The organism is Ensifer soli, assembly GCF_041928815.1.
Lineage (GTDB): Bacteria > Pseudomonadota > Alphaproteobacteria > Rhizobiales > Rhizobiaceae > JBHFEI01.
Genome location: NZ_JBHFEI010000018.1, coordinates 1 through 20,584, shown reverse-complemented (window position 1 = coordinate 20,584; position 20,584 = coordinate 1). Strand labels below are relative to the sequence as shown.

At 59.7% G+C, this 20,584-nt stretch carries 18 protein-coding genes and 2 pseudogenes; 6 read left to right on the top strand and 14 right to left on the bottom strand.

Going from position 1 to position 20,584, the window contains the following annotated elements; all coding sequences use genetic code 11:
* Nucleotides 1-33: 33 nt before the first annotated feature.
* A complete protein-coding gene (locus tag ACEVQ6_RS20490) occupies nt 34-2,934 on the top strand; it encodes a beta strand repeat-containing protein (protein WP_374890905.1) in 2,901 nt (966 codons plus the stop codon).
* A 536-nt stretch (nt 2,935-3,470) separates the two neighbouring features.
* Here the strand turns inward: ACEVQ6_RS20490 and cydB are convergent.
* The 7 genes from cydB to ACEVQ6_RS20455 are packed head-to-tail and all read right to left on the bottom strand — an operon-like array spanning nt 3,471 to nt 10,231.
* Nucleotides 3,471-4,475 carry a cytochrome d ubiquinol oxidase subunit II gene (gene cydB, locus ACEVQ6_RS20485; RefSeq protein ID WP_374890904.1) on the bottom strand — a complete coding sequence of 335 codons (1,005 nt, stop codon included), beginning with the start codon at nt 4,473-4,475 and terminating at the stop codon, nt 3,471-3,473.
* Nucleotides 4,465-5,868 (bottom strand): cytochrome ubiquinol oxidase subunit I, encoded by a 1,404-nt coding sequence (locus ACEVQ6_RS20480; protein WP_374890903.1) that lies wholly within the window; start codon nt 5,866-5,868, stop codon nt 4,465-4,467. Before ACEVQ6_RS20480 ends, cydB begins: the two co-directional genes overlap by 11 nt.
* Nucleotides 5,869-5,889: 21 nt before the next feature.
* Nucleotides 5,890-6,681, bottom strand: coding sequence for a sulfite exporter TauE/SafE family protein (locus tag ACEVQ6_RS20475; RefSeq protein WP_374890945.1), 792 nt, complete (start codon nt 6,679-6,681; stop codon nt 5,890-5,892).
* 17 nt (nt 6,682-6,698) lie between these two features.
* Nucleotides 6,699-8,390 (bottom strand): TIGR01244 family sulfur transferase, encoded by a 1,692-nt coding sequence (locus ACEVQ6_RS20470; protein ID WP_374890902.1) that lies wholly within the window; start codon nt 8,388-8,390, stop codon nt 6,699-6,701.
* A 14-nt stretch (nt 8,391-8,404) separates the two neighbouring features.
* Nucleotides 8,405-8,845, bottom strand: a complete 441-nt coding sequence (locus ACEVQ6_RS20465) for a DUF6691 family protein (RefSeq protein WP_374890901.1) — start codon at nt 8,843-8,845, stop codon at nt 8,405-8,407.
* Nucleotides 8,842-9,273, bottom strand: a complete 432-nt coding sequence (locus tag ACEVQ6_RS20460; protein WP_374890900.1) for a YeeE/YedE family protein — start codon at nt 9,271-9,273, stop codon at nt 8,842-8,844. The genes ACEVQ6_RS20465 and ACEVQ6_RS20460 overlap by 4 nt, the downstream gene beginning before the upstream one ends.
* Before the next feature lie 19 nt (nt 9,274-9,292).
* On the bottom strand, nt 9,293-10,231 hold the full coding sequence (locus ACEVQ6_RS20455; RefSeq protein WP_374890899.1) for an MBL fold metallo-hydrolase: 939 nt from the start codon (nt 10,229-10,231) through the stop codon (nt 9,293-9,295).
* A 125-nt stretch (nt 10,232-10,356) separates the two neighbouring features.
* Here ACEVQ6_RS20455 and ACEVQ6_RS20450 point away from each other — a divergent pair, with 125 nt between their 5' ends.
* The 3 genes from ACEVQ6_RS20450 to ACEVQ6_RS20440 all read left to right on the top strand — a co-directional run bounded on the left by ACEVQ6_RS20450 (nt 10,357) and on the right by ACEVQ6_RS20440 (nt 11,773).
* Nucleotides 10,357-11,004 (top strand): peroxiredoxin, encoded by a 648-nt coding sequence (locus ACEVQ6_RS20450; protein WP_374890944.1) that lies wholly within the window; start codon nt 10,357-10,359, stop codon nt 11,002-11,004.
* Nucleotides 11,001-11,432: an ArsR/SmtB family transcription factor gene (locus tag ACEVQ6_RS20445; protein WP_374890898.1), complete on the top strand. Its 432-nt coding sequence runs from the start codon at nt 11,001-11,003 to the stop codon at nt 11,430-11,432. The genes ACEVQ6_RS20450 and ACEVQ6_RS20445 overlap by 4 nt, the downstream gene beginning before the upstream one ends.
* A gap of 101 nt (nt 11,433-11,533) precedes the next feature.
* Nucleotides 11,534-11,773 (top strand): YgaP family membrane protein, encoded by a 240-nt coding sequence (locus tag ACEVQ6_RS20440; protein WP_374890897.1) that lies wholly within the window; start codon nt 11,534-11,536, stop codon nt 11,771-11,773.
* Nucleotides 11,774-11,838: 65 nt separating this feature from the next.
* Here the strand turns inward: ACEVQ6_RS20440 and istB are convergent.
* Both istB and istA read right to left on the bottom strand, forming a co-directional pair.
* Nucleotides 11,839-12,665, bottom strand: a pseudogene (gene istB / locus ACEVQ6_RS20435) (IS21-like element helper ATPase IstB).
* Nucleotides 12,655-14,264, bottom strand: a pseudogene (istA, locus tag ACEVQ6_RS20430) (IS21 family transposase). Before istA ends, istB begins: the two co-directional pseudogenes overlap by 11 nt.
* 267 nt (nt 14,265-14,531) lie before the next feature.
* On the opposite strand from istA, the gene ACEVQ6_RS20425 reads away from it, so the two are divergent.
* Nucleotides 14,532-15,101, top strand: coding sequence for a TetR/AcrR family transcriptional regulator (locus ACEVQ6_RS20425; RefSeq protein WP_374890896.1), 570 nt, complete (start codon nt 14,532-14,534; stop codon nt 15,099-15,101).
* 37 nt (nt 15,102-15,138) lie between these two features.
* Here ACEVQ6_RS20425 and ACEVQ6_RS20420 read toward each other — a convergent pair whose 3' ends face one another.
* From ACEVQ6_RS20420 to ACEVQ6_RS20400, 5 genes are all read right to left on the bottom strand, one after another.
* On the bottom strand, nt 15,139-15,717 hold the full coding sequence (locus ACEVQ6_RS20420; protein ID WP_374890895.1) for a TetR/AcrR family transcriptional regulator: 579 nt from the start codon (nt 15,715-15,717) through the stop codon (nt 15,139-15,141).
* Nucleotides 15,718-15,920: 203 nt separating this feature from the next.
* Nucleotides 15,921-16,703, bottom strand: coding sequence for an SDR family NAD(P)-dependent oxidoreductase (locus tag ACEVQ6_RS20415; protein WP_374890894.1), 783 nt, complete (start codon nt 16,701-16,703; stop codon nt 15,921-15,923).
* 128 nt (nt 16,704-16,831) lie between these two features.
* On the bottom strand, nt 16,832-17,311 hold the full coding sequence (locus ACEVQ6_RS20410; RefSeq protein ID WP_374890893.1) for a PaaI family thioesterase: 480 nt from the start codon (nt 17,309-17,311) through the stop codon (nt 16,832-16,834).
* A 6-nt stretch (nt 17,312-17,317) separates the two neighbouring features.
* Complete coding sequence (locus ACEVQ6_RS20405; RefSeq protein ID WP_374890892.1) at nt 17,318-18,319, bottom strand: NADP-dependent oxidoreductase; 1,002 nt, start codon at nt 18,317-18,319, stop codon at nt 17,318-17,320.
* A 52-nt stretch (nt 18,320-18,371) separates the two neighbouring features.
* The gene (locus ACEVQ6_RS20400) at nt 18,372-19,184 is read right to left on the bottom strand and encodes an oxidoreductase (protein ID WP_374890891.1); all 813 of its coding nucleotides are present in this window, start codon (nt 19,182-19,184) and stop codon (nt 18,372-18,374) included.
* A 485-nt stretch (nt 19,185-19,669) separates the two neighbouring features.
* On the opposite strand from ACEVQ6_RS20400, the gene ACEVQ6_RS20395 reads away from it, so the two are divergent.
* Entirely contained in the window at nt 19,670-20,161 is a 492-nt protein-coding gene (locus ACEVQ6_RS20395; RefSeq protein ID WP_374890890.1) for a GyrI-like domain-containing protein, read from the top strand.
* Nucleotides 20,162-20,584: the final 423 nt, after the last annotated feature.

Here is a 20,584-nt window from a genome sequence, read left to right as displayed (position 1 = left end):
ATCGAGAATGAGCTAAAAAAGAAAGCTGGCCCCATGACGGTGACGGTCACCTACGATTTCGACGACGGCCATGAGGCGCAGCCGCTTCCCTTCGATTTCGTCAGTGGAAAGGCGTCCATCGCCCGCCTTTCCCATGGCGGCATCGTGGGTATCGGCGATCAGTTCGGGCATACCGAAGGGGATATCTTTTTCACCGGCAGCAATGGCGAGCTCGCCCAAAGCCGGTTCGGGCCGATCATCAGCACCAACAGTGCCGTCAGCGAGCTGAGCAACGGCAATATCGTCATCGCCGGCCAGGATTCCGATTCGGTCGGCTTCACCATCGTCAACGGCACGTTCGGCGATGTCGTCACCCCGGCCACGGATTTCAGCGCGCCGGATTCGACGCATGCCGACGTCGTCGGGCTTTCGGGCGGCGGCTTCGCCGTTGGCTACCAGCAGGCGATCACCAGTTCGAACAGCGATGTGGTCGTCTCGTTCTTCGGCAACGACGGAACGCCGGGCATGACCGTCGCTCTGGATACGTCGGGCGCACGGGATACGGACGTTTCCATGGCGCGTCTGGAAGGCGGCAACGTCGCCATCACCTGGACCCGGACCATCGGAAGCCAGACCGAGATCTGGTATGCCGTCCGCTCCTCGACGGGCGGTCAGGTCAAGGCGGCGACCCTTCTCGACACGGACGGCACCGTCAATCGCAATGCCAGCGTGACGGCGACGAAGGACGGTGGCTTTGCCATTGCCTACGAGGACAACCAGTGGGGAGCGGATGCCGCCGGCATCACGCTGGCAAAAGTGAACGCGCAGGGCAACAATGCCGTCCGCCTCCAGGTGAAGACTGTCAGCGCACCGGGCCATACCGAGCCGGACATCACACAGCTGGACAATGGTCTCTTCGCGGTGACGGTCGTTCGCGACGGGATACAAACCTTCGTCGAACTGATCGACGCCAACGGCAACGAACTGGCGGCGCGCGACATTCTGCGATCACCGGACGGCGGCAACGACCCGCACGATCCGAGCATCGCCCCCATCGGCGTCGGCCGCATGGCCGTGGTCTACAGCGATCCGACGGCGGGGTTCACCGGCGGGCAGATCGTCAACATCGTCCGGCATTCGATCGTCGACCGGTATTCATCCGGCGCCAGCATCGTCAAGGGCGACGATTTCATCGACGATATTGTCGGCGGATTTGACAGTGACATCCTGTCCGGCGGCAATGGCAACGACATTATCGACGGCGGCTACGGAGCGGACACCCTCGATGGGGGCGATGGCGACGACCTCATCGTCGACAGCGCCAGCGGCGGCGGCTTCGACAGCATCTTCGGCGGCAATGGCAGCGATACCGTCGATTACCGTACGGCAGCAGGCTCTGTCGTCGCGCAGATGCAGGGTGCTGCACAATCCTACATCATGGTGGGAGGCTTCTACGCTTCGGAAATCTACAGTGTCGAGAATATTCTCGGTGGCGCTTCGGACGACAGCCTGACGGGAGACGAATTTTCCAACACGTTCTGGGGCAATGACGGCGCCGATACGCTTGATGGCGGCGCCGGTGCTGATCGGCTTGCGGGCGGCCAGGGCAACGATACCTACGTCGTCGACGATGCCGACGATGTCGTCAGCGAGGTTGCCGCCTACGACGACGACGCCCTTCCTCCGGACGGCGACGACACGGTGAAATCGGGCGTCCTTTCTGTCGATATCTCGGATACCGGCCATTTCGCCGGCGACATCGAGAACGTCATTCTCATGGGAACGCTGAACCTGTCGGCAACGGGCAACGGTCTCGCCAACACGCTGGCCGGCAATGCGGGCGACAACAGGCTCGATGGCGGCGCCCATGCCGACGTGATGGCAGGCGGCGCGGGCAACGACATCTATGTCGTTGACGCCATTGGCGACAGGATCGTCGAGCTGAAGAACAAGGGTACGGACACGGTGAATGCCTCCGTTTCCTTTTCGCTTTCGGGTCAGGCGATCGAAAGCCTTGTGCTGACCGGCTCGGGCGCAATCGACGGCGTCGGCAACAGTTCCGCTAACGTCATCACTGGCAATAGCGGCGCCAACCGCATCGACGGCGGCACCAACGCCGACCAGATGTACGGGAAAGGCGGCAACGACACCTATATCGTCGACAACGCCGGCGACCGCGTGTTCGAGGCGAACAATGCAGGCATGGACACGGTCAACAGCGCGGTGTCCTTCTCGCTGTCGGGCCAGGCCATCGAGAACCTGACCCTGACCGGGTCGGCCGCGATCAACGCGACCGGCAACAGTTCCGCCAACGTCATCACCGGCAACAGCGGCGCCAACCGCATCGACGGCGGCACCCAAGCCGACCAGATGCACGGGCGCGGCGGCAACGATGCCTATATCGTCGACAACATCGGCGACCGTGTATTCGAGGCCGCCAGCGGGGGCACGGACATGGTCAACAGTTCCGTCGCCTTCTCGCTGGCCGGCCAGGCGATCGAGAACCTTACGCTGACAGGGCGCGCCGAAATCAAGGCTACCGGCAATGGTCTCGCCAACATCATCAAGGGCAACGGCGTCGCCAACATCCTCGACGGCGGCCTAGGCGCCGATATCCTCACCGGCGGCAGCGGCGCCGACACCTTCGCCTTCGCCTCGACGACCGGCAGTGGCAACATCGACCGGATCACCGATTTCGATGCGCCGAGCGAAACGATCCGCCTCGACCGCTCGTTCTTCGCCGGCCTGGCGCTCGGCCCCCTCAACGGCGCTGCCTTCAAGGATCTCGGCGTCGCCGGTGCAACGCTCGATGCAAGCGACCGCATCGTCTACAACAGCAAGACCGGCGTGCTGCTGTTCGACGGCAACGGCGATGGCGCGGGCGGCTCCGTGCAGTTCGCCACGCTCGACAACAAGGCGGTTCTCACGGCGGCCGATTTTCTCGTCATCGCCTAGCCGGGAGGTTGTCCGGGGCTCCGCAAGGGCCGAAATCCGGGTTTCCGGAAAACAATCGATAATGGAAGATTATCGATTATTACATGGTAAAGACCATCGGCGCGTTTATTGACTTCGCACCGTCATAATCCGCACGCATGGCCTATGCTGTCGGTCATTGGTGTGTGCGGCACCTCACCGGTTGCCGCCCCGACGTTTACCGCCGGCCTGCCAGATTGAACCTTTCCGCGCGACCAGGAGCCGTACCAACTGCCTGACAATGCCGACAATGTTTATGCTGACAGCGCCTATTAGGCGCCTCAAATTCTGCTTAAAATCGAAATTCCGTTGAAGTGCGCACTGCAAATTTTGCGGGACAGCGCCAGATGTTAGACTGGTCAATCCTTGTTGATATTGCATGGTGCAGTCGCTTTAATGTTAATTCAGCGTTAGCCATAGGCGAATACCGAACGCTATGACGCCGGTTGCTCCGACACCGACGATCCAGAGGGATACGAACCAAAGGAAACGCTTTCCCCAGACGACGCCGCTCGTCATCAGTGATATCCCTCGCCGTGTCGGACTTTCCCGCGGAACACCCAGTAAGCGTATACAGTATAACCCAGAATGATGGGCACCAGCACCAAAGCGCCAACAAGCAGAAACGACAAGCTTTCGGGAGGCGCGGCCGCATCCCAGATCGTTAGTGAGGGAGGGACAATATAGGGATAGAAGCTGATTCCGATGCCGGCGTAGCCAAGGATGAACAGTCCGAGAGACGCCAGGAACGGCTGGACGTCCTTGCCGGATCGCAGCCCCATCATGATCAGATAGAGGCAGCCGAGGACGAGAAGCGGAACGATGATACTAAAGATCATCGTCGGGAAACCGAACCACCGGTCGAGATAGAGCGGCCGCAGCCAAGGCGTCCAGAGGCTGAAGATGCCCATGGCTCCCACGGTTGCAATGGCGAGCGGCAAAGCCAGCCTTTTCGCTCGGACAGCGAGAGTGCCTTCCGTCTTCATGACGAGCCACGTCGAGCCAAGCAGGCTGTAGCCGATCACCAGAGCAAGTCCAGTCGCAACGGAGAACGGCGTCAGCCAGTCCCACCAGCCACCGGCATAGGCGCGATCAACCACGGCTATACCCTGGACGAGAGAACCGAGAGCGATCCCCTGACAGAAACCGGCGAGGATCGAGCCGCCAGCAAACGCAACGTCCCAGACGCGCTTCCAGCGCTTCGTGCGCCAGCGATACTCGAAGGCGACACCCCGGAAAATTAGCCCGAGCAGCATCGCGATCAGCGGCATGTAAAGGGCTGGAAGGATGGTCGCATAGGCAAGCGGAAAGACAGCGAGCAGGCCGCCGCCGCCGAGCACCAGCCATGTCTCGTTTCCATCCCAGACCGGTGCGACGGAATTCATCATCACGTCGCGATCCCTCTCGGCCGGAAAGAACGGGAACAGAATGCCGACGCCGAGATCGAAACCGTCCATGACCACGTAGGCGAGAACGGCGAAAGCAATGATGGCAGCCCAGATGAAGGCGAGATCAATGGGCATGGGAGGCTCCTTGCGCAGGACCCGGTGTTATCCCTTGGGTTCGGATCGGCCCTTCCTGCAGTTCCGGGGTGGGATCGCGCGGCAAACGCGCCATGAGCCGAAGGATATAGAACGTGCCTGCTCCGAAAACGAAGAAGTAGACGATGACGAAGGCGATCAGTGACGTCGCAACGGCAGGCGCAGCAATCGGGGAGTGCGATTGAGATGTCAGCAGGTGACCATAGATCGTATAGGGCTGCCGGCCGACTTCCGTTGTGACCCAACCTGCCAGAACCGCGACAAAACCGGCAGGACCCATGGCGACTGCCGCGCGCTGCAACCAGACATTTGACGTCAGCGTCCCGCGGTAGCGACAGAACAGTGACCAGATGCCCATGCCGAGCATGGCAAAGCCGATCGCGATCATGATACGGAACGACCAGAAGACGATCGCAACCGGCGGCTCCGTATCGTCAGGGATTGTGTCGAGTCCGGCGAGCGGCTCGTTCAGACCATGTTTGAGAATGAGGCTCGATAGCTTCGGAATCTCGATCGCATAGTCGACGCGCTTCTCCGCCTGATTGGGCAGACCGAACAGAATGAGGGGCGCGCCATCCGGATGGCTGTCGAAATGCCCTTCCATCGCCATGACCTTGGCGGGCTGATGCTCGAGCGTGTTAAGACCGTGAGCATCGCCGGCGAGAATCTGGATCGGCGCCACGATGGCGGCCATCCACATGGCCATCGAGAACATCGTGTGGGCCCGCAGCGGTGCGGTGCGCCGAAGCAGATGCCAGGCACCGACCGCGCCGACCACGAAAGCCGTGGTGAGGTAGGCGGCGAGAACCATGTGAACGAGCCGATACGGGAAAGACGGATTGAAGATCACCGCCCACCAGTCGACGGGGATGAACTGCCCCTTGTCGTTCATGCCGAAGCCGGCCGGCGTCTGCATCCAGGAATTCACGGCAAGAATCCATGTCGCCGAAATCAGTGTGCCAAGGGCGACCATGCCGGTGGCGAAGAAATGCAGGCCGGGGCCAACCCGCTCTCGTCCGAACAGCATGACCCCGAGGAACCCTGCCTCCAGAAAGAAAGCCGTCAGCACCTCGTAGCCCATCAGCGGGCCGATGACCGGGCCTGCCTTGTCGGAAAAGACAGCCCAGTTGGTGCCAAACTGGTAGGACATGACAATGCCGGAGACGACACCCATGCCGAAGGCGACGGCAAAGATCGTTTTCCAGAAATTGAAGAGCTCCAGATAGACCTCCCGTCTGGTCTTCAGATACAGCGCCTCGAGTACGAACAGGTAGCTCGCCGTGCCGATCGAGAAGGCAGGAAAGATGATATGCGCCGAGACCGTGAAGGCGAACTGGATGCGGGCGAGGACGACCGCGTCGAAATGCTCGAACATGGAAACTCCAGCTATTGAGCGTCAGGCGTGCATCGCCGGGCCGACACTTCTGTAAAGCATATAGGCTGCCACGACGAAAATCAGTGTGGCAAAAAGGCTGTTGAGTGTCCCCTTTTTCGCCGACAGTAGTTTTGCAAGGAACGATCCGGCGAAACCTCCGAAGACACCGCCGGCGATGAAGATTGCTGCGAGCAGCCAGTCGACATAACCAGAAAACGCATAGTTCAGCGCGGTCGTCAAACCGAAGGCAGTGACTGCAACAAGCGAGGAGCCGATGGCGTAGAGGATCGGCATATTCGTCGAAGCAATCAAGCCTGGCACAATCAGGAAGCCGCCGCCAATGCCGAAGAAGCCGGAGAAAATACCCGTCATCCCGCCAAAGCCGGCGACCTTGTGGACGTTTTCGCGCGAGCACTGGGCGCCCGGATTGCCGAGCGCACCGCGCTTGCGGAACATCAGGACGCCGACCACCAGCATCAGCAGGGCAAACAGGATCAACAGTTTCTGGCCGTCGACCATCTTGCCGAAGGTCGAGCCGATGAAGGCGCCAACGATCCCGGTGATGCTGTAGATGCCTGCGCAGCGCCATTTGACGTTGCCGAGACGAGCATGGCCAAGCAGATTCGTGAACGCGTTTGCAGCGACGGCAAAGGCACTGGTGCCGATCGCCATGTGCGCGCTCGGCACGCCAACAAGATAGACCATCAACGGCACGGCCAGGATCGAGCCGCCACCGCCAAACAGGCCCAGCGTGAAGCCGACAAGCCCCCCGGAGACCGCGCCGAGACCGTATTGTAGCGGATCGAGCATCATGGTCATTGTCTCGGTCCTCAGGCGGCCGTTTTCTTGAGGTCCGGACGGACGAGCCACTCGCGACCCTTCAGCATCCCATGCCAGTAGATCGGCGGCAGCGCTTCGGCCTTCAGGTACCAGGCAAGGCTCGATGGCCTGGTGCCGTCGATGATCCAGGTCGGAAAGGTCGGCAGCAGCCTGCCGCCGTAGCCGAACTCGGCGAGCACGATCTTGCCGCGCTCGACCGTCAGGGGGCACGATCCATATCCGTCATAGGCGGCGGGCATGGATGTGCCATCGAGCACGGCGAGGACGTTTTCCGCAACGATTGGCGCCTGCTTGCGGGCGGCGGCCGCAGTCTTGGCATTTGACGTGCCTGCCGCATCTCCAAGCGAGAAGACATTCGGATAGCGCTTGTGCTGCAGGCTTGCCTCATCGACCTCGATCCAGCCGGCCTGGTTGGCGAGCGGACTGTTGCGGACGACGTCGGGAGCGACCTGAGGCGGGCAGACATGGATCATGTCGAAACCGACGGTCTCTTCGGTGACAGTACCGTCGGCAGCCGTATTGGCAAACCGAGCTTCCTTTCGAGAACCATCGACCGCAAGAAGCCTAGATCCGAAATTCAGGGTGGCGCGATACTTTTTCACATACTCCATCAGCGCCGGCACGTAGTCCTTCACACCGAACAGAACCGGTCCGGCATTGTGGAACTGGATCGAGATATCTTTGATCCGGCCCTGTCGAAACCAGTGGTCGCCCGACAGATACATCGCTTTTTGCGGAGCACCTGCGCATTTGATCGGCATGGGCGGTTGGGTGAAAAGGGCTCGACCGCCCTTAAGGTTCTGGACCAGAGACCAGGTATAGGGGGCGGTATCGTAGCGGTAGTTGGAGGTCACGCCATTTCGGCCGAGCGAGTCCTCGAGGCCTTCGATCGCCGACCAGTTCAGCCTGATCCCGGGAGCAACCACCAGCATACGATAGCTGATGCGACGACCGCCGGACACAACCACGCGATCATGATCCGGTTCGAATTCCGCAACCGAAGCCTTTTCCCATTTGACTCCCTCGGGGATGAGATCGCGCATCGGCCTGACCGTATCCTCGGGCTTGAAGATCCCGCCTCCGACCATGGTCCAGCCGGGCTGGTAGGCATGACGCTCGGAGGGATCGACGAGGACGATGTTAAGGCATTGACGACGCTTCAGTAGGCTGGCGGCCGTCGCGATGCCGGCAGCACCGGCTCCGACGATCAGAACGTCACAGGCTGTCGAGGGCGTCGTGTCTCTCGCTCCCATATTCTCGGCAACGGGCGCCAGAGACAAACGGGGCCGAAGCTGAGACAAGTCGTAGCCGGCGGATTTCGTGGCGGAAAGGACGGCGTCTTCGCCAAGGAGAGGTGCCTGTGAAAGCGCCCAGAGCGTCGCAGCTCTGGTGCCGGATCGACAGAAGGCGAGGACGGGCTTGGGCAGGTGCTTCAGCGCTTCGCCGAAGAGCGCAATGTCTCGATCACCGATATCGGACGCGACGACCGGGGCGTGCCGGAATTCCAGGCCGGCACCTTTGGCGGCCATGCCCATCATGTCGGCGGTTGGCTGACCATCCTCCTCCCGATCGGGCCGGTTCGATATGATGGACTTGAAGCCAAGCCGCGCCAGCTCATGGGCGTCGTCAAGCCTGATCTGGGGCGAAACGCTGATGCTGTCGTTTATCTTGCGGATATCCATGAAAAAACTCCTCCTCAGTGAGCGGGACGCGGCGCATTGCGCGGGGAAGTGGCCATGCGATAGGCAAACATGCCTGCGAGCATGGCTGCAGCGAACACGGCCGCCTCCCAACGACCTGTCACCAGGGATGCGATGGCGGGGCCTGGGCAGAGACCGACGAGGCCCCAGCCGACGCCGAACAGCACAGCCCCACCCACGAGCCGGCCATCGATGGTCCTGCTTTCGGGAACGTGAAACTGCGTCTCGAGGAGCGGGCGGCGCCAGCGCCGCCTGATCGCATAGGCGATCGACGACGGGATCAGCGCGCCGCCCATGACGAAGGCGAGCGACGGGTCCCATGCGCCGGTGACGTCGAGAAAGGCGAGAACGCGCCCCGGATTGACCATGTCTGAGATGACGAGCCCTGCGCCGAAAAACAGGCCGCATAGAACGGACGCGAGTACCCTGAATGTCATGCGACACCTCCGATCACGTGGCGGACGATGAAAAGGGTGATCGCCGCGACGAGCATGAATGCGACAGTAGCGACGACAGAGCGGGGCGACAGCCGCGCCAGACCGCAGACGCCGTGGCCGCTGGTGCAGCCAGAGCCGAAGCGTGTCCCGAAGCCGACCAGAAGGCCGCCCACGATCAGAAGCACGGGCGAGGAGGTGATCGCGAGATCCGCCTGCCGTATCCAGGCGAAAGCGAGGGCCGCGCCGGACAGGATTCCGGCGAGGAAGCCGAGGCCGAGCGGGCTGATCCCTGCGCCTGTCCAGCCGAAGGCGGATGCGGTCAGTCCGGAGATCCCGGCGATACGGCCGTTCAGCAGCAGATAGAGCGCCGCTGAAAGGCCGATGAGGAGGCCACCGGACAGCGGCCAGAGGACGTTGAGGTCGGACATCACGCGAAGCCGTTCGTTATTAGAGCGCGTTCAGAGGGATTTTCAGATACTGCACGCCGTTGTCTTCGGCCGGCGGCATCAGTCCACCGCGCATGTTGACCTGGACCGATGGCAGGATCAGTTTCGGCATCGAGAGCGTCGCGTCGCGCGTATTGCGCATCGCGACAAACTCGTCCTCGCTGATGCCGTCGTGGACATGCACATTGCCTATGCGCTCGGCGCCGACCGTCGTCTCCCAGGCATAATCGTCACGGCCCGGCGCCTTGTAATCGTGACACATGAACATACGCGCTTCGTCCGGAAGCTGTGTCAGGCGTTTGATCGATCGATAAAGCAGGCGCGCGTCACCGCCTGGAAAGTCGCAGCGCGCCGTGCCGTAATCCGGCATGAACATCGTATCGCCCGGAAAGACGGCGTCGCCGACGACATAGGCGAGACATGCCGGCGTGTGACCGGGCACATGCAGGACTGTTGCATCGAGATTGCCGATGCTGAAACGGTCGCCGTCCAGAAAGAGCTGGTCGAACTGACTGCCGTCCCTCTGGAATTCCGTACCGGCGTTGAAGATTTTCCCGAAGACTTCCTGAACCCGGATGATTTCGCGTCCGATGGCGAGCTGACCACCGATTTCCTTTTGCAGGAAGGGCGCAGCCGACAGGTGGTCAGCGTGCGCATGCGTCTCAAGAAGCCACTGCACTTCGAGACTTTCGGATTTTATGTAATCGATGAGCGCCTGGGCCGAGGCGTTCGTTGTTTTTCCGGAAGCCGGGTCATAGTCGAGGACGCTGTCGACAATGGCGCAGGCATGAGAGGACGGATCTCTTACGACGTGGCTGATGGTGAAGGTGGCGGGATCGAAAAATGACCGAACCACCGGGCGCAGCGTTGCGCTTTCCAGAGCTCTGCGAACGATGCCCGTCGCGTGCGAAAGATGCGTATCGAGATTAGCGTGAGCCATGGTCGTCTCCTGTCGATGGGCTTAAAATACATATTTACATTAACAATGCAAGTATGTATTTTCGATGGCTATGAAATTGAGCTCCCGCTATAGGCAGTTCGTGTCGGGAACGATGAGGACGCATGATGGACAAGATGAGCCTGAACGCAGCTGACGCCGCCGTTGCGCTCCGCCTGAATGACAAGGCGCCGGGCTTCTCGGCTCGCTCTACGAGCGGAGATGTGTCCTTGTCCGGTTATCGCGGCCGCTGGGTGATGTTCTTTTCACATCCTGCGGACTTCACGTCGGTCTGCACGAGCGAGTTCATCGCGCTGGCCAAGGCGCAGACGCAATTTGCCAGGTTGAATTGTGAGTTGCTCGGCCTTTCCGTCGATAGCCTCTATTCTCATGTAGCCTGGTTGCGCGATATCGAGCGCAGCTTTGGCGTCAAGATTGGCTTTCCGCTGATCGAGGATTCGGCGATGGTCATTGCCAGGGCCTACGGGATGCTGGACGCTTCGTCAGAAAACAGCGGCACGGTGCGCGCCACCTACGTGATCGACCCGGAAGGCATTATTCGCGCCATCGTCTGGTATCCGATGAATGTGGGCAGGTCGGTCGATGAGCTCTTGCGGCTGGTGGAAGCGCTGCAGACGTCCGAGCGTGAATGCGCCCTGACACCGGAAGGCTGGCATCCCGGCGACCCATTGGTCGAGCCGGCGGCATCTTCGATGAAAGATGCCGAGGATGTAACGGAGGGTCAGTCCTGGTACTATCGGGAGCGCCGTGCATGATTGATGCCGCACTCTCACTCGACACGATGCAGGAAAAGGCAGCTGAGGCTGCGGACTTTATGCGCCTGTTCAGCACGCCAAGCCGCCTGATACTGCTCTGTCACATCGCGCAGAAGGAGCGATCGGTCAGTGAGATCCAGGAAGACTTGGACTTCAAGCAGCCGGCGCTGTCGCAGCAACTTGGAGAACTGCGCCAGGCCGGCGTCGTCCAGACGCGACGTGAATCTCGGCAGGTCTACTATTCCATCGCCGATGATCGCGTGACAGCCGTCATGGAGATGCTGATGCGCGTCTTTTGCGGCGTCGAGGTCACCCGGAACCCGCCCGAGATCGAGATGCCGGCCTCGCAGGCCGGACGAAAGCCGGTCGCGCAGGGAGGCTTTGCCGGAGAGGTGGCGCGTTGGGCGCGTCTGGAAAATGCCAACTGAGCCGCAAGCCCGAGACGGCGCCTCGGGAGTGAAGAAGCAACGCCGCCATTTCAGTCGAGACGCGACGCAATCGGAGTCACTAGCCACGCCAGGAGGATGAAATGAAGAATTTCGGTTCGATGGATCGCGTGATCCGCTTGGTTTTGGGCCTTTGCCTGATGGCATTGCCCTTCATGACGTCATGGCTGGCGTCCTTGGGCTACCTTCGTGTCGCCATTTCGGCAATCGGCCTAGTGCTGATCGTGACGGGGATCATCCGCTTCTGCCCAGCTTATACGCTGTTTGGCATCCGGACCTGCAAATTGAACCGGACCGATTGTGCCGGAGGCCATTTCGTTTAAGTTATGCGGCTGTTGATTTGCAGTGAGAGCTGACCCGGGATTTGCGCCGAGAATTGACGCGCCTTCTAGGTATGTTTCGGGTCGGCGTTGGTGGTCAAGATTTTGCTTCTGTCCTTTCTGGTTTTGGGTTCTTGGGCTGAGCTGTTCTTGAAGCGGAAGCTGTCGTTTCCGGTTTCAAGAATGTGGCAATGATGCGTGAGCCGATCGAGAAGTGCAGTGGTCATCTTGGCATCGCCGAAGACGCTGGCCCATTCGCTGAAGCTCAGATTTGTGGTGATGATCACGCTGGTTCGTTCGTAGAGCTTGCTCAGCAGATGGAAGAGCAGCGCGCCCCCTGATGCACTGAACGGCAGGTATCCCAGCTCATCGAGGATGACGAGATCGGAATGGGCGAGACGATTGGCGATCTGGCCAGCACGTCCCTGGGCCTTCTCCTGCTCGAGAGCATTGACGAGTTCCACAGTCGAGAAGAACCGGACCCGCTTGTGGTGATGCTCGATAGCCTGGACGCCGATCGCGGTGGCGACATGGGTCTTACCCGTGCCAAGCCCCATATGTTTGGGCCACCGACCAGAACGATGTTGTTGGCCTCGTCGAGGAAGTCGCAGCGATGGAGCTGCCGCACCAACGCTTCGTTGACCTCACTACTGGTGAAGTCGAAGCCGTTCAGATCACGATAGGCCGGAAAGCGGGCGATCTTGAGCTGATAGGCGGTCGATCGCACCTCGCGTTCGGCTGTTTCTGCTTTCAAAAGCTGCGACAGGATCGGAATGGCTGCCTCGAATGCCGGCGATCCCTGCTCGGTCAGTTCACCGATGGCTTGCGCCATGCCGTGCATCTTCAGTTGACGCAGCATGATGACAATCGCGCCGCTTGCCGGGTTATGACGCATGGCGAGCATCCGTCTTTCTCAGCGCATCATAGCGTTCGACATTGGCTTTGGGCTCGTTGATGAGTGTCAGGGCCTGCGGTGTGTCGATGGTGGGCGGTGTGAGGGATTTGCCATCGACGAGGCGATGCAGCAGGTTCAGCACGTGGGTCTTGGTCGGAACGCCGGACGTCAGCGCCATATCGACCGCCGACAGGACAGCCTGTTCATCGTGCTTTAGGACAAGCGCGAGGATATCGACCATTTCCCGGTCGCCGCCCGGCTTCTTGAGCAGGTATTGCTGCAAGGTCCGGAATGCCTCGGGAAGCTCGGCGAAGGGTGCACCGTTGCGCAGAGCGCCCGGTTTGCGCTGGAGCACGGCCAGATAGTGCCGCCAGTCGTAGACGGTCTGTCCAGGCCGGTCATGGGAGCGGTCGATGATGCGGCGATGCTCGCATACGATCTGGCCTTCCGCAGCGATGACGACGCGATCGGGATAGACCCGCAGGCTCACCGGCCGATTGGCAAAGGAGGCCGGGACGCTATAGCGATTGCGTTCAAGATGCACGAGGCAGGTGGGCGAGACGCGTTTGGTGTATTCGACGAAGCCATCGAACAGCCGGGTAACGGGCATCAAAGACCGCGCTTCCTCGGCCCAGATATCGGCGATGTTACCCTGCATCTTTCCGTGGGGTGTCTCCGTCCAGAACGCTTTGCAGCGCGCCTCCAGCCACGCGTTCAGCGCTTCAAGAGATGGAAAGCGGGGTATCGGCTGGAAGAAGCGATGACGCGCATGCCTCACATGTTCTTCTCGACCTGCCCCACCCGGCCCTGCGCTTGAGCTTCGGGCGTTCCTCGGGAAAACAGTCCACTGGACTGTTTTCCCGGTCCTCCTCACCCCAGCCGGACGCCGGATTGCAGAACTCCGGTTCGAAGAGATAGTGGCTGGCCATCGCCTGAAAGCGGATATTGATGTCTCGCTCCTTGCCGCGGCCGACCTTGTCGATCGCAGTCTTCATGTTGTCGTAGATGCCGCGGCGAGGGATGCCGCCAAACACGCGGAAAGCATGATTGTGGGCGTCGAACAGCATCTCGTGCGTCTGCAGGAGGTAGGCCCTGACAATGAAGGCCCTGGAATAGGCCAGCTTGGTATGAGCGACCTGCAGTTTGGTCCGCTCGCTGCCGATGATCGCCCAGTCTTCTGACCAGTCGAACTGGAAGGCTTCGCCCGGCTCAAACATCAGGGGCACGAACGTTCCGCAACGTTCCGCGCCCGGTCGTCTGGCGCTCCCTGTGCCAGTCCGCCTTCCATTCGCGAGTAAAGGCCGCAACCCGGCAATACGAACCATCACAGCCGAGGCTCAGCAGATCGACATGAAGCTGCTTCATCGTGCGCTTCTGTTTGCGCGGTTTGTTGGTCTCGGATTTGAGCCAGGCGGAAAGCCGATCGGCAAACGGATCGAGTTTGCTCGGCCGGTCCGGCACCTTGAACTTCGGCTCAACGCCATCAGACCGCAGATATTTACGGATCGTGTTCCGCGACAAACCGGTCCGACGCGCAATCTCGCGGATCGAAAAATCATCGCGATGACGCCAGCGACGAATAACGCTCAATAACTCCATGTCGATCACTCCTGAGCCCCCGCTTCGATGACGCGAGGGACGGTTCAAACATGGGTCAATTCTCGATGATATTATCCCGCGATCCCGGGTCAGCTCTCACTGCAAATCAACAGCTGAGCTTCAGATTCAGTTAAGGCGTCAGAAAACTGACACCCAACGCCAGTCGACTCCCGGATAAGCCTTCATGACCGCTTCTTCGTCCAGCACCGTTGAACATGGATGTCATTCATCATATATAATTGGCATTAGTTCAAATGAGATATTCGCATGAAGGTGACCAAGGAAAAGGCCGAGGAAAACCGACAGCAGGTCATCGAGACCTCCAGCCGGCTGTTTCGCGAGAAGGGTTTCGACGGCGTCGGCGTAAGCACGCTCATGCAGGCTGCGGGGCTAACCCATGGCGGCTTTTACAAGCAGTTCGAATCCAAGGACGACCTCATCGCAAAGGCCACGAAAGCGGCGCTGGACCAGACAGCGCAACGCATGTCGTCCTTGATTGGCAAGGACAAGCGCGCGTCGTTGGAGAAGGCCGTCGGGCTTTATCTTTCCGGCCAGCACCGTAACGGTGTTGCAGAGGGCTGTGCTTTTGCGGCACTCGGCCCCGATGTTGCACGCCATGGTCCGGAGGCCCGTCGTGTGATGCAACGGGGCATCGAGGACCAGATCACACTTCTCGAATCCGTGGTTGAAACCGAAGGAAAGGGTTCCAGTCGGCAAGAAGCGATCGCGACCATGGCGACGATGGTGGGCGCCTTGGTCCTGGCACGAGCGGTAGAAGATACAGCAGTTTCCAGCGAAATCCTTGAAGCAGCGGCTCATTCTATCCTTCAAAAATGAAACGTCGCGAGGATCGCGACACCTTTAAACGCGAGAACTATGCGCCCGTTAGAGCCGTGACTTCGGTATTCGGCCGCGCCAGAGTTGAAGCCACCAGACTGCGCGTATCCTCAAGGATTCGGTCCGAAAGATCTCGGTCATTGACAGCTCGTGCAAGGATCATGGCGCCAACCATGGCCGCCCAGCTACCAATGATGGAAGGTCCTGTACCACCCTGCGTCTCCTCATCGCCGGCCATCCGGCTGACAAGTGTCCGTGCGCCATCGGACATAACCGCCCGCGCATCATGCCCCCGCCGCTGGACATGCGCCGCGAGCGCGGCGAACGGACAGCCATTGGCTGGATTGTCACGGTGCTCAGGCGAAAGGTAATGCGCAACATAGGCCTGCAGATCGAAGGGCTCATCGCTTCCCATCGTCAGGCAATGCGCGAGCGTCTGCTCGATCAGATCATCCTTCGACGAAAAGTGCCCGTAGAAACCACCATGGGTCAATCCGGCGCTTTGCATCACTTCGGCAACCGTGACGCTCTCAAAGCCCTTGGCTCGGAAAAGCCGGCTTGCGGCATCGAGAATCCGACGTCTGTTTTCGGTGACCTGTTCGCGCGTGACTTTCATTTCATTCCTCGGTTCCTTGGCTGCGACAACGAAGAAGTTCGCGTCCTGCCGTTAGAAAACACGTCTAGGAAAGCCAGGGGCACGGGGTGCCCCCTGTTAGGCCACTCAATCACTTCGCGCTAAGCGCTTCATGCAGTGGGCAACGTCATGCGTTCACATCAACAACAGTGCGTCCCTGGACCGCGCCTTTAATAGACCTTGGATCAGGTCGCTTTGAGATAGCGATTTGCTGCGGTGATATGGCTGGTATCATCCAGGAAAGTCAGACGCGCTGCCTCCAGAACCTCCCAAAAGGCCTCACGGTGAAGATGGGGGATTGTGATTGGCTCCCGGCGGTCATATCCGACCAAAGCAGCGTCGACCAACTCGGAGACTTCCATCAACGGCGGACGCTTGTCTTCATCAACGAAGTTCCAGATCTCAGTGCGCGTCGCCGCAGGCAGAACCGCCTGGACATAGACGCCCTTCGGGCCAAGTTCCGCCTGAAGGGCCTGGGACAGCAACAGGACGAACGACTTTGTCGCCGTATAGACGGAGGTCTGCCATTCCGGGGCAAAAGCAAGCACGGAGCTGATATTGACGATCGAGCCCTCACCCTTCTCGGCGAAGCGCGGGGCGACGGCATGCGAGAGACGCATGACGCTGGTCGCGTTGAGCGTCACCAGCTTCGTCAGGTCATCGATGCTCTGCGTGACGAAGGAGCCGCCAACATTGCTGCCTGCATTGTTGACGAGAATGCCAATCGATGCGTCATCGCGCAGTCGTGCTTCCACAGCCAGCAAGCCAGCTTCTGTCGTCAGATCGGCAGGCAGGAGATCAACGGTCACACCCGTCTGCTGTCTCAGTTCAACGGCATTCGCCTCGAGCTTTTCGACCGAACGCGCGACGAGCACTAGATCGTGGCCGCGCTCCGCGAACCGCTTTGCATAGGTCGCACCGATCCCTGTCGAGGCGCCGGTGATGAGGACTTTGGATTTGGAAGACATGTATCGCTTCTTTCGTCTTTGAATGATTCTTTGATGACGTTCGTCATCTAAAATGATAGATGATGATCGTCATATTTAATGTCAAGAACCTGCCTGAGGTAATTTACTCTAACGGCGAGGCAGGATGGCTATCGCGGCAAAACCATCAGCGTCGACGTTCCATGGGCCAGCACCCGGCCCTCACGATCGATGATCTTGCCTTCGGCAGAAATGATCGTGCGGCCTTTGCTGACCACACGCCCCTCGGCGCGCACCAGCCCCGTATCGGCCTTGATTGGACGCGAGAAATTGGCCTTGGTCTCGATGCTGGCATAGCCGACACCCGCAGGGAGCGTCGAATGCGCGGCACATCCCGTCACCGTATCGATTAATGTCAGAGCCCAGCCGCCATGCACGCCGCCCATGGGATTGAGAAGATCGGGGCCTGGAGTGGCTTCGAACAGAACCTCGCCGTCCCCAACCTCCACCATTCGAAACGACAGGGTTCTGGCAATCGGCGGCGCTGGCAAAACCCCGTCGATGATCGCCTGCAGATGCTCCTTGCCGGACATGTCAGAGATTTGCTCCAGCGTCGCGATGCCAAATACCGGTTCGGGGGTTTCACTCATCGGTACTTATTGCACCTCAATGACGACCTTGCCCTTGGCGCGCCCTGTCTCGACATAGGCCAACGCTTCACCGGTTCGTTCAAACGGGAAGATCCTGTCCACGACCGGCTTGATAACGCCATTCTCGATGAGGGAGGTGATCTCGGACAATGGCTGGCCATCGCCGCGCATGAACAGGAAGTCGTAGCGCAGGCCACGCCGCCGCGCCTCTTTCCGCACCCCTCTGCTGAGCACGGTGAAGAGAAGCTTCAGCACGAAATTCAGCCCCAGTGTTGTGGCGAATTGCGGGTCCGGCGGTCCCGAGATCGAGATGAGATGGCCGCCTGGCTTGAGGACACGAAGCGACTTTTCCAACGCCTTCTGATCCTGGCTGTGAAGCACAAGGTCATAGCCGGACAAGACGGTTTCGAAGTCCTGGGCCTTGTAGTCGATCACGACATCAGCGCCGAGAGAGCGGACAAGCTCGGCATTTTTCGCACTCGTGGTAGTCGCGACAAAGGCGCCCAGATGCTTGGCAAGCTGGATGGCGAAGGTGCCCACGCCGCCAGAACCCGCCTGGATGAACACCTTCTGCCCTTTGCGGAGCTTGGCAAGTTCGACAAACGCCTGCCAGGCCGTCAGACCGACCAGTGGAATGGAAGCCGCTTCGACCCAGGAGAGGTTCTTGGGCTTGAGGGCGACATCGCTTTCATGAACAGCAAGACGCTGTGCGAATGTACCAATCCGGTGATCTCTCGGCCGCGAATAGACCTCGTCGCCGACATTGAAGCGACGGACACTTGAGCCGACGGCGATGACCGTGCCGGCCAGATCATGCCCGAGGATGAACGGCGGCTTGTAGGCCAGAAGCGGCTTGAATTCGCCATCCCTGATCTTGGAATCCAGCAGATTGACGGCCGTCGCCTTGATCTCCACCAGGACGTCATTCGCGCCAAGCACAGGCTCTGCCGCATCGATCATTCGCAGCGGGCCGTTCTTCTTGTATTTCTCAACGATAAAAGCCTTCATCGGCTTGCTCTCCAATTATACGAGGTCTTCCACAGGCACCGAAAGCGGGGCCCTAGCCGAGACCAAACTGCTTGTGCAGCACTTTGTCGAAGAGGCCACGCGGCAGGAAGCGGCGGGCAAAGGCGCCTTGCTGCGCCACTTTGCCGGAGGGATAGCGCAGCTTCGGCGCCTTGTCGGTCGCCGCCCGGACAATGGTGTCGGCAACGCTTTGCGCCGTGTCTGCCGCTTCCATCGCCTTGGCATAGGCGACGTTGTAGCCGACACGCAGGCGATCGTAGTCTTTGAGCGCCGTGTCTGCGGGGACGGAGCTTGCTTCGAAGGAGGTGGCCGTCGTACCCGGCTCGATCATCAGGACACGAATGCCGAAACCGCGGACTTCGTGATCGAGCGATTCCGAATAGCCTTCCAGCGCGTGCTTGGTGGCCGAATAATGCGTGTTGAACGGTGCGGGGATGAAACCAAGTCCGGACCCGACGTTCAGAATCCGACCACTGCCCTGCGCACGCATGATTGGAAGCACAGCGTTGGTCACACGCACGACACCGAGGACATTGGTGTCGTAGAGCGCCCGCACCTGCTCGATCGAACTTTCTTCTGCGGCGCCAACGATACCGAAGCCTGCATTGTTGACGACAAGATCGATGCGTCCAAGCTCAGCATGCGCTGATGCCACCGCTCCTGCAACAGAAGCATCCGACGTGACGTCGCAGGCGATCAGACAGATCCCATCCCGGATTTCGCCAGGCTTTGCGGTCCGGCTTGTACCGATGACCCGGTATCCAGCCTTCGTGAGAGATAGGGCCGTGGCCTTGCCAATCCCGCTTGATGCGCCCGTCAAGAATGCTGTCTTCTGTTGCCTGCTCATGCGACTTGCCTCTTCATTTACGCTGGCCGACCTCAGGACAACCAGTTTTGATTATGTTCGTCATCATTAAATATGATGACCATAATCAAAAGTCAAGGGACGCATCTGTCCAGCTTGACGCCCTGGAGATGCCAGGCTGCACACGTCATCTGCGATAGGGATCCGGGGGGACGTATGGATTACATCGTTGGAAACGCGCACAGATGAGAAGACGCCACCAAAGCAAGCTGAGTCCGCTTTCAGGCACTTGCAGAGATGGCGTCTATGTCCGAAACGAAGGCGCTAAGCGGAACTCATTTCGCATCGGTTCGTGTGCGGGGGCGCCAATCGGGCAAACCGAAAATCGCCGCCTCGGACTATGTGGTCCGTGTTCGGCCGCACGCGAACGGCGAGAACGCTTCGGCGATAACCTGCCAAAAAATCCAGGAACTGGCGTATCGGCCGGTTTATATTCCCGAGGTCTTGAAGACGAAGAGGGAAGGCCAATGCTGACGATGCCTGAGATGCTCGAACGCGAACCACAGCGGTATGTCGCGGTTCGTCTGCCCGTTATGATCCCGTTCGACCAGCAGGTCGGTCCAGCCTTCGACGAACTTTTCGATGCGTTTGCGCGCGCGGGTGTTTCGCCAGTTGGGGTCGAGTTCATCAAGTATAACCTCGTCGCTATGCCGCATCTTGAAATCGAAGTGGGCATAATCAATGATGCACTCATTCCTCTTTCGGGTCGTCTCGTTGAAGGCGTTCTGCCGGCCGGACGATACGTCCGAATGACCTATACCGGTCCGTATGAGGGACTTTACGATGCCACCGCCATGCTTGTCGGATGGGCAAAAGAGAAGGGTTTGAAATGGGATGCAAGGAGCACGGAGGCAGGCGAGCTCTTTACCGCCCGGCTCGAAGTCTACGATAACAATCCCTCTGTCGAACCTGATCCAAGCAAGCTGATCACGACGTTACTATTCAAGCTGTTAGATTGACTGAGCGATTGCCGGAAGGCCGATCCTGACGCACTGGCGACAGGCGTTTTCATGGTTCGTGTCCGCTTTCGGGTACGCAGGCGGGGCCTCTACTTCCGAGATGAAGGCGCTAAGCGGTCACAGCCTCGCCTTGATGGGAATCGAACCAAAGACATTTCCCACTTTAACATCATTTCAACATAAGTATTTGAATTGCCTACAGACAACTTCTTCTAAGGTTTCCATCACCGCCACCTACTCAGCCACGTGGCTTTTTCGAGAAGCAGGAGCATAGTCGGTGGCACCCAAACATGCTCCTGCTCGGCACCGGGATTCTTGGGGTCCAAACCCACGATGAGTTCCAGCCTAGAGCGTCTTCGATGAACGCGGAGTCGGATTGATGATTCACGCGGTCGGGCTTGTCTGATTCACTGGTCCTGGTGA